Raw genomic sequence first — 13,010 nt, 5'->3', positions numbered from 1 at the left:
TACCATTACGGCTCTCTTTTTCCGGCAGGAGCAGTTACATGATTGCGGGCAGTATGGTGGCATTGGTCACACCCATGGATGCACAAGGGCGTCTTGATTGGGACAGCCTCGGCAAACTTGTAGACTTCCACCTGGAAAAAGGCACCCATGCGATCGTCGCCGTCGGCACCACCGGCGAGTCGGCCACCCTCGACGTCGAGGAGCACATCGCGGTCATCGAATTCGTGGTCAAGCGCGTCAATGGCCGTATCCCGGTCATCGCCGGCACCGGCGCCAACTCCACCACCGAAGCCGTCCACCTGACCCAGAACGCCAAGAACGCTGGCGCCGACGCTTGCCTGCTCGTCGTGCCGTACTATAACAAGCCGACCCAGGAAGGCCTGTACCAGCACTTCAAGCACATCGCCGAAGCCGTCGACATCCCGCAGATCCTCTACAACGTGCCCGGCCGCACCTCCTGCGACATGCAGGCCGAGACCGTGATCCGCCTGTCGAAGGTGCCGAACATCATCGGCATCAAGGAAGCCACCGGCGACCTGGCCCGCGCCAAGGCGATCCTCGAGGGCGTGAGCGACGACTTCATCGTCATGTCCGGCGACGACCCGACCGCCGTCGAGCTGATCCTGCTGGGCGGCAAGGGCAACATCTCCGTCACCGCCAACGTCGCCCCGCGCGAAATGGCCGACCTGTGCGAGGCCGCCCTTGCGGGCAATGCCGAGAAGGCCCGCGCGATCAACGAAAAACTCATGCCACTGCACAAGCACCTGTTCTGCGAGGCCAACCCGATCCCGGTGAAGTGGGCGCTCGTCGAGATGGGCCTGATGCAACCGGGCATTCGCCTGCCGCTGACCTGGCTGAGCGAATCCTGCCACGACGTTGTCCGCCAGGCCCTGCGCCAGTCCGGCGTGCTGGTTTAATCGAGGAAGTACACCGCATGAAGCGACTGGTTGGCCTTTCCACCCTCGCCCTGATCATCTCCAGCACCAGCGGTTGCGGCTGGCTGTGGGGCGAGGATGGCTATTTCCGCGACCGCGGCAGCGATTACCTGCAGGCGCACCCGACCGCGCCGATGCAACTGCCGCCGGACGCCAGCAACGTCAAGCGTCTCGACCCGCTGCTGCCGATCCCGCGCAACGTCGCCGACGACCGCGTCACCGGCGAGTTCGAGGTACCCCGGCCGCAGCCGCTGTCGACCGCCGCCGAGGTCAGCGACTTCAGCCTGCAGCGCAGCGGCAACAGCCGCTGGGTACTGGCCCAGCGCTCGCCTGCCGAAGTCTGGCCGGTGGCCCACCAGTTCTTCGAGGACAACGGCTTCCGCATCGCCGAGGAGCGTCCGCAGACCGGTGAATTCAATACCACCTGGCAGCGTTTCGACGAGCTGTCCGCCTCCCTCGGCCAGCGTCTGGCCAGCACCGCCAGCAGCGGTGACAGTGAAGTGCGCGTCCGTGTGCGCATGGAGCCTGGCGTGCAGCGCAATACCTCCGAGGTCTACATCGTCAGTGTCGAGCGTCCGGCTGGCAGCACTGCCGAGCCCGACTTCCCGTCCAGCTCCACCAACACCGGTGCCGATGCGTTGCTGGTCGACGAAATGCTGGCCAGCATGAACCGCAGCGCCGAGAAGGGCGGTTCGGTCTCGCTGCTGGCCGCCCGCGACTTCGACGCGCCGAGCCGTGTCAGCCTGAGCGAGGACGGCAGCGGCAACCCGGTGCTGTACCTGGGCGCCGACCTGGACCGCGCCTGGTCCAGCGTGGGCCGTGCCCTGGAGCAGGGCGAATGGCGGGTCGAGGACATCAACCGCAGCTTGGGCCTCTACTACATCAACCTGTCCGAGAAGCCCGACGACAAGCAGAACGAGCCTGGCTTCTTCAGCCGCCTGTTCGGCAGCGCGCCGACCCAGGAAGAGCGTGAAGCCCGCGCCGAACGCTACCAGGTGCGCCTGAGCAAGGTCGCCGAGAGCGTCCAGGTCACTGTCGAGAAGGACATCAACACCGTGGCCCCGGCCGATGTGGCTCGCCGCGTGCTGAGCATGATCCAGGACCACCTGGGCTAAGTGCGCTTCGCGGTACTTGGAAGCGGCAGCCAGGGAAACGGCACGCTGATCGCCAGTGGTGATACTTTCATCCTGGTCGATTGCGGTTTTTCCTTGCGCGAGACCGAGCGGCGCCTGGCGCTGCTCGGCGTATCGGCGACGCAACTGAGCGCCGTGCTGGTGACCCACGAACATGCCGACCACGTGCATGGCGTCGGATTGCTGGCACGGCGCTACAATGTACCGGTCTACCTCAGCCAGGGTACCTTGCGCGGCATGCGCAAGCCGGTGGAGGTGGCCGGTTTTCTCGGCTGTGGCGACAACCTGTGCATCGGCGACCTGCAGGTCAGCGCGGCGCGGGTCGAGCACGATGCGTTCGAGCCGCTGCAATATGTGCTCAGCGACGGGCGTCGGCGCTTCGGCATGCTCACCGACCTGGGCTCCTACGACGGGCGCCTGCTGGACCGCTACCAAGGCCTGGATGCACTGCTGATCGAAGCCAACCACTGCCGTGACATGCTGGCCCGCGGACATTACCCGTACTTCCTGAAGCAACGGGTCGGCGGCAGCCAGGGACATCTGAACAACCACCAGGCCGCCAGCCTGGTGGCCGAGTTGGGCTGGCAACACCTGCAGCACCTGGTGCTGGCCCACCTCAGCAGCAAGAACAACCGGCCACAACTGGCCCGCCAGTGCTTCGTCGACACCCTGGGGTGCGACCCGGACTGGCTCCAGGTGGCGAACCAGGAACACGGGCTCGACTGGCGTGAAATCGCCTAGCCCACCCACTCAAGCAAGCGGAGCCCATCATGGAAAAACGCGAAGAACTCTACCGCGGCAAGGCCAAATCGGTTTACAAGACCGACGACGCCGACCGCTTGATCCTGCTGTTCCGTAACGACACCTCGGCGTTCGACGGCAAGCGCATCGAACAACTCGACCGCAAGGGCATGGTGAACAACAAGTTCAATGCCTTCATCATGCAGAAGCTCGAAGCAGCCGGCATCCCGACCCAGTTCGACAAGCTGCTGGGCGACAACGAGAGCCTGGTCAAGAAGCTGGACATGATCCCGGTCGAGTGCGTGGTGCGTAACTATGCCGCTGGCAGCCTGGTCAAGCGCCTGGGCGTCGAGGAAGGCATCAAGCTCGAGCCTTCGACCTTCGAACTGTTCCTCAAGAACGACGAGAAAGGCGACCCCTTCATCAACGAATCCCACGTGATCGCCTTCGGCTGGGGCACCGCCGAGCAACTGGCGACCATGAAGCAGCTGTCGCTGAAGGTCAACGAAGTGCTGAGCAAGCTGTTCGACGACGCCGGCCTGCTGCTGGTCGACTTCAAGCTGGAATTCGGCCTGTTCCACGGCCAGATCGTCCTGGGCGACGAGTTCAGCCCCGACGGCTGCCGCCTGTGGGACAAGGAAACCCGCAAGAAGATGGACAAGGACCGCTTCCGCCAGGGCCTCGGTGGTGTCATCGAAGCCTACGAAGAAGTGGCCCAGCGCCTGGGCGTGCCGCTCTAAGCGCTACGCGCACGCAAGCGCCTGATACCACGCGAATTTTTTCAAAGAAGGGTTTGCCTTTCGCGAAATCGCTGGTATGATGCGCGCCACTGGAGAGATGCCGGAGTGGTCGAACGGGACGGATTCGAAATCCGTTGTACCTTCGCGGGTACCTAGGGTTCAAATCCCTATCTCTCCGCCATATTAAAGGCCCCGAGCGCTGTGAAGCCCTCGGGGCTTTTTCATTTGGGGGAATTTTGGGGGAATTGGGGGAGGGTGATATTCCCCCAAGCGTTCGCTATCATTCCGCCATGGCCTACTTCGAGAAACGCGGCGAGGCCTGGCGCGCCCAGATCCGTCGCAAAGGATACCCAACCCTTTCTGCAACCTTCGACACCAAGGCAGAAGCCCAGCGATGGGCCGCTGAGATCGAGGGTGATATGTCGCGTGCGCGCTTCGTCGACATGCGCGAGGCCGAGAGCACCACGCTCGATGATGCGCTCGACCGCTACCTGCGTGAGGTGACTTCGACCAAGAAGGGCGCCAAGCAGGAAGAGGTTCGCATCAAGAAGTGGAGGGAGCACAAGCTGGCAAGCAAGGGGCTGGCCGCGATCCGCTCGAGCGACATGGCTGCCTACCGCGATGCGGAACTGAAGGAAGGGAAGTCGACCGCGACCGTTCGTCTCAACCTGGCGGTGATCAGCCATCTCTACACGGTGGCCACCAAGGAGTGGGGGATCGAAGGGTTGACCAACCCGTGCCGAGCGATCCGGATGCCGAAGGGCAGCAAGGAGAGAGATCGGCGCCCGACGCCGGCGGAGCTCACCGCCCTCTACAAGGCAGCCGGCCAGATGAATGCCCAGCTTCCGGTGTTCATTGAGTTGGCGGTGGAGACGGCTATGCGCCGGTCTGAGCTGCTGATGCTGCGCCGCGATCAGGTCCGCGGCAAAGTGGCCTACCTGGAAGACACCAAGAACGGCGAAAGGCGAGCCGTGCCACTGTCATCCCGGGCGATCGCTCTGCTGGAGAGCTTGCCCACGCCGATCAATGGCGGCCGGTACTTCAGCCTGGCCCTCAACACGATCAGCAACTACTTCCCCAGGGCCTGCGAGGCTGCTGGGATTGAAGGCCTTCGCCTTCACGACCTTCGCCATGAGGCGACCAGTCGGTTCTTCGAACGCGGCTTCACCATGATGGAGGTCGCGAGTATCACTGGTCACAAGACCCTGGCGATGCTAAAGCGTTACACGCACCTCAGCCCGCAAGACCTCGCCGAAAAACTCGGCTGAGGTCAGGCGACCCGGAGCGACGGCGGATCTTTCCGCTTCCGCCCCGGTTTGGGCTTCTGGTGCTCCCCATCCCGAAATTCGCGCAGGAATTTGCGCACGTCTTCTTTCAGCCAGCAGTGCCGGTTGCCCATCTTGAAGCTCTTGGGCAGCCACGGCACGCCCCGGCGAATCCCTTCCCTGATCGACGCCTCGGTGCGGCCCAGCAGCTTGGCCAGACCCTCCACCGTCAACACCTCGGTTTCTTCGCTCATTCCTTCCTCCCGGCCTGATGCGTCAGAATCTGGTTGTCACGCCGACCTGTCACGTCAGCCGTCTTCAGCTCAGTGATCACGGATTCGATACCAGCTACATAGCTGCCTGGCCGGCCTACCGTTGCGCCGGTCAACCGCTCAACTACCACCTCGACCGACGACCCTCGCAGCGAGGCGACCAGATCAATTGCCCAGTTCCTCGCCTCCAGGTACATGAAGCGGTTGATGGGGCCTGATATCGGTGTTTCCGTCTCAAAGGTGCCAGTGCTGGGTGCCACTGGGGTGGCTACCGGCAGTTTTGCCGAGGACCTGGACTGCACCGAATTCAATCGACCACGGGCACGCCGCAAAGCCATGTGCATTACTTCTTGTAGCGCCAATGGCCGCTGCATCGGTATGCATCCTCTGCCTTCAAAAGCGGCCTGTCACATACGCAGTGCATTGACGACCAAGGTAAACGCATGGGATGGCTGCCGACGACTCGGGTAATACAAGTGATAACCCGGGAATGGCGCGCACCAGTCTTCCAGTACGCGAACCAGACGGCCATCCTCCAGGTGCGGGGCGAATTCCTCCTCGGGAAGAAACGCGATGCCCAGGCCTGCCAATGCAGCATCCACCATGCTGGGCGAGGTGTTGAATACCAGCTGGCCGTCCACCCGCACATTCAACGGCTGGCCACGCCGCTCGAACTCCCAGACGTACAGCCCACCTGCCGACTGCATGCGCTGGTTGATGCAGCTGTGCTTGAGCAGGTCGCGTGGGGTCTTGGGAACGGGGCGACTTTCAAAGTACGCCGGGGAGGCTGCAGCGGCCATGCGCAAGGGTGGGCCGATGGGAACCGCGATCATGTCCTTGTCGATGGTATCGCCCAGGCGCACGCCCGCGTCGAAACGGTCGGCAACGATATCGCGAAAGCCGTAGTTGATGTCGAACTCCATCTTGATGTCGGGGTACTCGCGCAAGAGGGGCGTGAGCTTGGGAAGCAGGTAGGTGCGCAGAATATGCTCGCCACAGGTGATCCGCACGGTACCTGCAGGCTTGTCTCGCATCTCGGTCAACTCGTCGAGCTCTGCTTCGATTTCGTCGAAGCGATGACCAATCGCCTTCAACAGGCGCTCGCCGGCTGCCGTAGGCGACACGCTGCGCGTGGTGCGGGTGAGCAGGCGGATGTCCAGCCTCGCTTCCAGCCCGCTGATTGCCTGGCTCAGGGCGGACTGGGTCACGCCCAGCAGCGAGGCGGCGCGGGTGAAACTGCCTTCCCGGGCAACGGTCACGAATGACAACAGATCGTTGAGGTTTCGTCTGACCATGGCTGCTGCGTCCCACACTTGACTGATTAGTAGGTCTTATATCCCCTTTAAGCATTCATTAGCTAGTAATGGGGCCCGGCATGTTCCACCATTTCCAACGCCTGCCATCACCGGGCTCCTTTTTCCTGACTATTCCAGCTGTAGCAGATGACTGAAAACATCGAGAGAACCCTATCCTCAAACGACCAGACGCAGGCACCCATTGCCCATTGGAGCGGTGTCTTCGCGATGTCGCTGTGCGTGTTCGCGCTGATCGCCTCCGAGTTCATGCCCGTCAGCCTGCTGACGCCAATCGCGGCCGATCTCCAGGTCACGGAGGGGATGGCCGGGCAAGGTATCGCCATCTCCGGCGTGTTCGCCGTGTTGACCAGCCTGTCGATCTCCGCGTTGGCCGGCGGCATGAACCGCAAGACGTTGTTGCTGCTGCTGACCGGGGTGATGGCCCTGTCGGGTGCCGTCGTCGCGCTGGCGCCGAACTACCTGGTCTATATGGTCGGCCGTGCGCTCATCGGTGTGGTCATCGGTGGCTTCTGGTCCCTGTCGGCGGCAACGGCCATGCGCCTGGTGTTGCCCCACCAGGTGCCGCGTGCCCTGGCGATCTTCAACGGCGGCAATGCGCTGGCCACGGTGATCGCGGCGCCGCTGGGTAGCTACCTGGGGTCGATCATGGGCTGGCGTGGTGCGTTCTTCTGCCTGGTGCCGGTGGCGGCGATTGCCCTGGTCTGGCAATGGGTGAGCCTACCGGCCATGCAGGTCCCGCAGCGCCCGTCGGCTGCGAGCAATGTCTTCACGGTGCTCAAGAACCGGGCCGTGGCATTGGGCATGGCTGCTTGCGGTGCCTTTTTCATGGGCCAGTTCGCCTTGTTCACCTATGTGCGGCCGTTCCTCGAGAAGGTGACGCAGGTCGGCGTGTCCGCCTTGTCGCTCATCCTGTTGGTGATCGGCGTCGCCGGTTTCATCGGTACCCTGTTGATCGGCAGCGTCCTGCGGCGCGGCCTGTACGGGACGCTGATGGTCATTCCAGTGGTGATGGCGGCCATTGCATTGACGCTGATTCCGCTCGGCGGCTGGGCTGCGGCGGTCGTGGCGCTGCTGGGCCTGTGGGGCCTGATAGCGACCTCGGCGCCGGTGGGCTGGTGGAGTTGGATCGCCAAGGTCATGCCCCACAATGCCGAGGCTGGCGGCGGGCTGATGGTCGCGGTCATCCAGCTGGCCATTGCCCTGGGGTCTACCATGGGCGGCGTATTGTTCGATGCCAGCGGCTACCAGAGCACCTTCGTCGTGAGTGCGGCCGTGCTGCTGCTTGCGGCTTTGCTGACCTTCCTGACCTCGCGCGCGCCAGCGCCCAAGATCGCCTGAGCCCCGCTGGCGGGGGCAATGCCCGAGATTACCAAGGAATCACCCATGTGGATGACCGGCGGCGAACGCCGCTTTGCCATTACCTTGGCCGATACCGAGGCGGCCCATGCCTTCGCCGCGATGTTGCCGCTGGCCATCGACATGGCCGACCTCAATGGCAACGGGAAGCACGCGGACTTGCCGAAGCCGCTTCCACAGGGACAGCGCTCAACTCATGACTGGCGCCGAACCTTGTGGGGCTTGCCGGTGATGGGGCGCGAAGCGGCCCCAAAAATGCCGGCTGAAAGTTAACTGACCGGCATTCGCTAGGTCGTCAGCACCTGGCGCTCCCTGGCGCGCTTGGCCCTGGACACGCTGATTTCACCGGGCAGGGCGACGGCATTCTTGCTGGCAAGGACTTCGGCCATGACGCTGACCGCGATCTCGGCCGGTGTCTTGCTGCCGATGTAGATGCCGATAGGGCCATGCAGGCGCTTGAGCGACGCCTCGGTTTCGCCGAAATGCTCGATCAGGCGCTCGCGGCGCAGCTGGCTGTTGCGCCGCGAGCCAATCGCGCCAATGTAGAACGCCGGGCTGTGCAGGGCTTCGAGCAGGGCGAGGTCGTCGAGCTTGGGGTCGTGGCTGAGGGCGATGATGCAGGTGCGCTGGTCCGGGACGAAGGCCCTGACCACGTCATCTGGCATGCCGACGATCTGCTCGACGCCCGGCAGGTGCCAGCCGGCCTGGTGTTCGGGGCGGGGATCGCAGACCGACACGTTGAAACCGTTGAACAGGGCCATGGTCGCCAGGTACTCGGCCAGCGCACCGGCACCGATCAGCAGCATGCGATACCCTGGGCCGAGCGTATTGACCATGCGCTGCCCGTCGAAGCTGAACTGGTCTGGAACCGGGGTCGGGGTGAGGCTGACTTCGCCATTGGCCAGGTCCAGTTCGCGGCGTACCAGGCTGCCCGTGTCGAGGCTGGCGAGGAGTTCGTCCAGGCTGTCCACGGCCGGCTGGAACTCCAGGACCAGCTCCAGCGTACCGCCGCAGGGCAGGCCGAAGCGATGGGCCTCGTCGGCGCTGACACCATAGCGGACCACCTGCGGCAGGTCGCCGTGCATGCCGGGCCCGCCATAGGCCGTGGTGTGGCGGTGGATGAGATCGTCCTCGATGCAACCACCGGACACGCTGCCCACCACGCGCCCATCGCCGCGCAGCGCCATCATCGAGCCGACAGGCCGTGGCGACGAGCCCCAGGTGCGGGCAACGGTGGCCAACAGGACGCGCTCGCCAGCGGCGAGCCAGTCGCGGGTGGTGCGCAGTACGAGCAGGTCGATGCTTTCCATGGGTGTCGCGAAGCCTCTATGGTGTCTGTGCTGGCTTGCGCGGCCTGCCAGCGGATCTTGCGCATCAGCGATCGTCCAGCGCGTCAGCCGAACGTATGGCGGCTCAGCGGTATGCTGCGAATACGCTGGCCGGTCAGTTGCGCCACCGCATTGGCCACGGCGGGCGCCACCGCTGGCAGCGGCGGTTCGCCGATGCCGCCCATCTTCGCGCCGCTCTCGACGATACGCACATGCACCCGGGCCATGCGCGACGGCGGCAGGATCGGGTACTGGTCGTAGTTGCGTGCCCGCGGCATGCCATCGCGCCACACCGCTTCCTCCAGCAGCGCTTGCGACAGGCCCAGGGCCACGGCCCCGTTGACCTGTGCCTCGATGATCGCCGGGTTGACGATGCTGCCCGGGTCGATCGCCTGCCAGATGTCGTGGACCTTGACCTGGCCGTCGTCGATCGACACCTCGGCGATCACCGCCGCCTCCGAGCCGAACGGCGAGGCCATGGCCACGCCACGGGCGCGCTTGCTGCCGTCCTCGGCGGTGAACGGGCCGCGTTTCCAGCCCCCGGACAGCTCGCCGACCGCCTGCAGCAGGTCGCTCAGGCGCGGGTTGTCGCGCAGCAGGTGCAGGCGCAGCTCGAAGGGGTCGTGACCGCCTTTGTCGGCCAATTCGTCGAGAAAGGCCTCGTAGAAGAAGTCGTTCAAGGAGTTACCCACGGAGCGCCAGTAGCCGAGCATGGCAGGCCCTTTGACGTAGACCTGGGCGATGCGCTTGTTGGCGATGGCATAGGCCTTGCCCGCCAGCCCTTCGAGCGCACTGGGGTCGAGCTTCTCGCCCTGCTTGCCGGCGATGGCTTCGGTAGGGCCTTCGGTGGCGCTCACGGCTTCCAGGGCTACCGGCAGGCCTTTGTCATCCAGCCCGGCGCGGAACTTGACCACGGCCATGGGGCGCAGGACATCGCGCAAGAACTCCTCCTCGCGGCTCCAGATCACCTTGACCGGGCGGCCGACCGCCTTGGCCAGCGTGATCGCCTGCGGGTAGGGATTGGCCGAGTCGTAAAGAAAATGCCGGCCGAAGAAGCCCCCCAGCAAGGGCGAGTGCAGGGTGATCCGCGCAGGCTCGAGCCCGGTGCGCTTGGCGATGTCGTCGCGGAACATGTCTGGCGCCTGGTTGGGCAGCCAGACCTCCAGCGAGCCGTCAGGGTTGAAGCGTGCCGTCGCTGACGGTGGCTCCAGCTGGGCATGGTTGAGGTACTGGTTATGGTAGGTGGCCTCGACCGTGGTCTTGGCGCTGGCCAGGGCAGCAGCCACATCGCCTTCCTTCTCGTCGTCGCGCCCTGGGCCGGGCTGGGCGGCCAGGTGCTCGCGCCAGGCGTCGCTGGAAAAGTCCTTGGGCATCGGCCGCACCTTCGAGTCCGGGCCCGGCTCCTGCCAGTCGACCTGCAGCGCCTCTGCTGCGCGTTTGGCATGCCACCAGCGTTCGGCGACCACCGCCACCGCGCCTGGCAACTGGTGCACCGAATGCACGCCCTTCATGGTCTTGACCTGCGCTGCGTTGCGCAGGCCGCCGACGGTCATGCCCAGGCGCGGCGCGTGCTGCACGGCGGCATGCAGCATGCCGTCGACCTTGATGTCGATGCTGTACTGGGCCTTGCCGGTGGACTTGTCGTAGGCATCGACGCGCTTGACCGGCTTGCCGATCCAGCGGAACTGGCTGGGGTCGCGCAGCTTGACGGTGGCCGGGGCCGGCACGGGCAGGTCCATGGCGCGCTCGGCCAGTTCGCCATAGCTGATGGTACGGCCCGAGGCGGCATGGACCACCTTGCCGGGCTCGGTGGAGAGCTCACCCAGCGGCACGCCGAAGTGCTCGGCGCCGGCCTGCAGCAACATGTTCCGGGCCAGGGCGCCGAGGCGGCGCATGGTCGGGTAGCTCATGCGTACTGACATGCTGCCTCCGGTGATGCGCATGCCGTTCTCCATGACCACGTAGGCCTCGCCGGGCGGTGCACTCTCGACCAGGAAGGTGGCCGGGTCGGCATCCAGTTCTTCGCCGACGATCTGCGCCATCGAGGTGTAGGTCCCCTGGCCGCCCTCCATGAACGGGCTGAGCAGGCGCACGGTGTTGTCCGGGCGGATCTCCAGGAAGGCAGGCACCTGGGTGCCACGCTCGGTGGTCGCGGCGGCGGCCTGCACACGGGCCGACCCCAGTGGCAGGCCGAAACCCAGTACCAGCGCACCCACGGCGGTGCCGGCGAGAAAGCGTCGGCGGGACAGGTTGACGGTTTCGCCCACGGGCAGGTGCAGCAGGTCTTCAGGGGTGTCGATGCGCGTCTTCATCAGGCCTTACCCCCTTGGGCCAGGTCATGCATGGCGGCATGAATGGCGTTGTAGGTGCCGCAGCGGCAGAGGTTGACCATCGCGGCGTCGATCTGCTCGTCGCTGGGCCTTGGCGTGTGCTTGAGCAGCGCGGTCGCCGCCATCACCTGGCCAGACTGGCAATAGCCGCACTGGGCCACCTGGTGCTCGACCCACGCGGCCACGACCCGTTTGCCCACCTCGTCGGCTTCGATCGCTTCGATGGTGGTCACCTCACGCCCGACCACAGCGGCCGCCGGGGTGACACAGGCACGCACGACGTTGCCATCGACCAGCACCGAGCAGGCGCCGCACTGGGCGAGGCCACAGCCATACTTGGTGCCGGTCAGCCCCAGGTCGTCGCGAATCACCCACAACAAGGGCGTGTCGGCCTCGGCATCGACCTGATAGGTCCGTTGGTTGATTTTCAGCTCCATGGCTCACCCGTAATCAGTCGGTTGATGTGTCGATTTTTCTTGTAGGGAGGAGGGCCAAGCACGCCCAATCCCGAAACGCTAGCACAGCGTCGCTGGGCCAAGGCCTAGCCGCCATCGCTAGGACCTAGCGATGGGATTGATAAATCGCCTGCGCAGCTTCAATCCGCCAGCCGCAAGGCGTCGATCACCACCTGCATGGCCCGCGAGGTTTCCCGGTGCGCGGCGTAATAGAGGTGAAAGCCCGGAAAGCTGCGCCACCACTGCTCCAGCACCGGCAGGGCGCGCCCGGACTCCAGGTGCGGTCGGGCCAGGTCCTCGGGCACATAGGCCAGGCCATGGCCATCGAGCGCCGCATTGAGCACCTGGTAGATGCCATTGAACACCAGGCGGCCCGGCACGCGCACGTTCATCTCCTGCTCGCCGTGCTTGAGTTCCCAGGCATAGAGGTTGCCGTGGGTGGGCAGGCGTAGGTTGATGCACGCGTGCGTCATCAGGTCGGCAGGGGTTCGGGGGCGCTCGCGGGTGGCGAAGTAAGCGGGCGTGCCGATGATGGCCATGCCGAAGGGCGGGCCGATGGGCACCGCGCAGATGTTCTTGGCCAAGCCGTCGCCGAGCCGTACGCCAAAGTCGAAGCGGCCCTGGACGATATCGGTGAAGGCATAGTCGGCGTGCAGTTCCAGGTGCAGCCGCGGATGCTGGGCCAGGACTGGTGCCAGCTTGGGCCATAGCAGTGTGTCGATGGCATGGTCGCTGGCCGTGATACGCAAGGTGCCGCTGACCGTGTCGCCGAACTCGGCCACGGCGTGCAACTGCGCTTCGATGGCTTCGAGCCTGGGCGCCACCGAGGCGAGCAGACGCTCGCCCGCCTCGGTCACCGACACGCTGCGGGTGGTGCGCGTCAGCAGGCGCACGCCCATCTGCGCCTCCAGGGTGCGGATGGTGTGGCTGAGCATCGACTGCGACATGCCCAGTTGCGCGGCGGCACGGGTGAAGCTGCGTTCACGCGCCACGGCGACCAGGGCCAGCAATTGGCTGTAGGGCTCCTTGGCCATTGGCCGGTCTCCTCGGGTTGGCTGTTCCAGTGTAATGGGCGCTGACGTGGCCTGCCTCAGGGGCGGGCTGGCGGCGTCGGTCGGTGCCCCTGGGGAGCGCAGGGG

14 protein-coding genes and 1 tRNA gene are annotated in these 13,010 nt (G+C 65.0%); 8 read left to right on the top strand and 7 right to left on the bottom strand.

Annotated features, from left to right (window positions below):
- Window positions 1-38 precede the first annotated feature (38 nt).
- The 6 genes from dapA (at window position 39) to WCE05_RS17925 (ending at window position 4,817) form a co-directional block, all read left to right on the top strand.
- Window positions 39-917: a 4-hydroxy-tetrahydrodipicolinate synthase gene (dapA, locus tag WCE05_RS17950; RefSeq protein ID WP_225787413.1), complete on the top strand. Its 879-nt coding sequence runs from the start codon at window positions 39-41 to the stop codon at window positions 915-917.
- Window positions 918-934: 17 nt separating this feature from the next.
- The gene (gene bamC, locus WCE05_RS17945) at window positions 935-2,050 is read left to right on the top strand and encodes an outer membrane protein assembly factor BamC (protein WP_225787414.1); all 1,116 of its coding nucleotides are present in this window, start codon (window positions 935-937) and stop codon (window positions 2,048-2,050) included.
- Window positions 2,051-2,809, top strand: a complete 759-nt coding sequence (locus WCE05_RS17940; protein ID WP_253080962.1) for an MBL fold metallo-hydrolase — start codon at window positions 2,051-2,053, stop codon at window positions 2,807-2,809.
- A 29-nt stretch (window positions 2,810-2,838) separates the two neighbouring features.
- The gene (gene purC, locus WCE05_RS17935) at window positions 2,839-3,549 is read left to right on the top strand and encodes a phosphoribosylaminoimidazolesuccinocarboxamide synthase (protein ID WP_225787416.1); all 711 of its coding nucleotides are present in this window, start codon (window positions 2,839-2,841) and stop codon (window positions 3,547-3,549) included.
- A 91-nt stretch (window positions 3,550-3,640) separates the two neighbouring features.
- Window positions 3,641-3,730, top strand: a tRNA-Ser gene (locus tag WCE05_RS17930).
- Between the two features lie 109 nt (window positions 3,731-3,839).
- On the top strand, window positions 3,840-4,817 hold the full coding sequence (locus WCE05_RS17925; RefSeq protein WP_368816252.1) for an integrase: 978 nt from the start codon (window positions 3,840-3,842) through the stop codon (window positions 4,815-4,817).
- Between the two features lie 2 nt (window positions 4,818-4,819).
- On the opposite strand, the gene WCE05_RS17920 is transcribed toward WCE05_RS17925, so the two are convergent.
- Genes WCE05_RS17920 through WCE05_RS17910 form a run of 3 tightly spaced genes read right to left on the bottom strand, consistent with a single transcriptional unit; the run spans window position 4,820 to window position 6,381 of the window.
- Window positions 4,820-5,068, bottom strand: a complete 249-nt coding sequence (locus WCE05_RS17920; RefSeq protein WP_103469978.1) for an AlpA family transcriptional regulator — start codon at window positions 5,066-5,068, stop codon at window positions 4,820-4,822.
- Window positions 5,065-5,460, bottom strand: a complete 396-nt coding sequence (locus WCE05_RS17915) for a hypothetical protein (RefSeq protein ID WP_368816251.1) — start codon at window positions 5,458-5,460, stop codon at window positions 5,065-5,067. Before WCE05_RS17915 ends, WCE05_RS17920 begins: the two co-directional genes overlap by 4 nt.
- A 33-nt stretch (window positions 5,461-5,493) precedes the next feature.
- Window positions 5,494-6,381, bottom strand: coding sequence for a LysR family transcriptional regulator (locus tag WCE05_RS17910; RefSeq protein WP_368816250.1), 888 nt, complete (start codon window positions 6,379-6,381; stop codon window positions 5,494-5,496).
- 147 nt (window positions 6,382-6,528) lie between these two features.
- Between WCE05_RS17910 and WCE05_RS17905 the strand changes: the two genes are divergently transcribed.
- Window positions 6,529-7,740 (top strand): MFS transporter, encoded by a 1,212-nt coding sequence (locus WCE05_RS17905; RefSeq protein ID WP_368816249.1) that lies wholly within the window; start codon window positions 6,529-6,531, stop codon window positions 7,738-7,740.
- Window positions 7,741-7,758: 18 nt separating this feature from the next.
- Window positions 7,759-8,031, top strand: a complete 273-nt coding sequence (locus tag WCE05_RS17900) for a cyclophilin-like fold protein (RefSeq protein WP_225787419.1) — start codon at window positions 7,759-7,761, stop codon at window positions 8,029-8,031.
- Window positions 8,032-8,045: 14 nt separating this feature from the next.
- On the opposite strand, the gene WCE05_RS17895 is transcribed toward WCE05_RS17900, so the two are convergent.
- The 4 genes from WCE05_RS17895 to WCE05_RS17880 form a co-directional block, all read right to left on the bottom strand.
- Complete coding sequence (locus WCE05_RS17895; protein WP_253080960.1) at window positions 8,046-9,068, bottom strand: XdhC family protein; 1,023 nt, start codon at window positions 9,066-9,068, stop codon at window positions 8,046-8,048.
- 83 nt (window positions 9,069-9,151) lie between these two features.
- Window positions 9,152-11,398 (bottom strand): molybdopterin cofactor-binding domain-containing protein, encoded by a 2,247-nt coding sequence (locus WCE05_RS17890; RefSeq protein WP_368816248.1) that lies wholly within the window; start codon window positions 11,396-11,398, stop codon window positions 9,152-9,154.
- Window positions 11,398-11,853: a (2Fe-2S)-binding protein gene (locus tag WCE05_RS17885; RefSeq protein WP_225787422.1), complete on the bottom strand. Its 456-nt coding sequence runs from the start codon at window positions 11,851-11,853 to the stop codon at window positions 11,398-11,400. The genes WCE05_RS17890 and WCE05_RS17885 overlap by 1 nt, the downstream gene beginning before the upstream one ends.
- Window positions 11,854-12,011: 158 nt before the next feature.
- A complete protein-coding gene (locus WCE05_RS17880) occupies window positions 12,012-12,905 on the bottom strand; it encodes a LysR family transcriptional regulator (RefSeq protein WP_225787423.1) in 894 nt (297 codons plus the stop codon).
- Between the last annotated feature and the right edge of the window lie 105 nt (window positions 12,906-13,010).

This window comes from Pseudomonas sp. I2 (assembly GCF_040984075.1).
Taxonomy (GTDB): domain Bacteria; phylum Pseudomonadota; class Gammaproteobacteria; order Pseudomonadales; family Pseudomonadaceae; genus Aquipseudomonas; species Aquipseudomonas guariconensis_B.
Note: the sequence above shows the minus strand (reverse complement) of the source record. Positions and strands in the feature narration are given on the sequence as shown.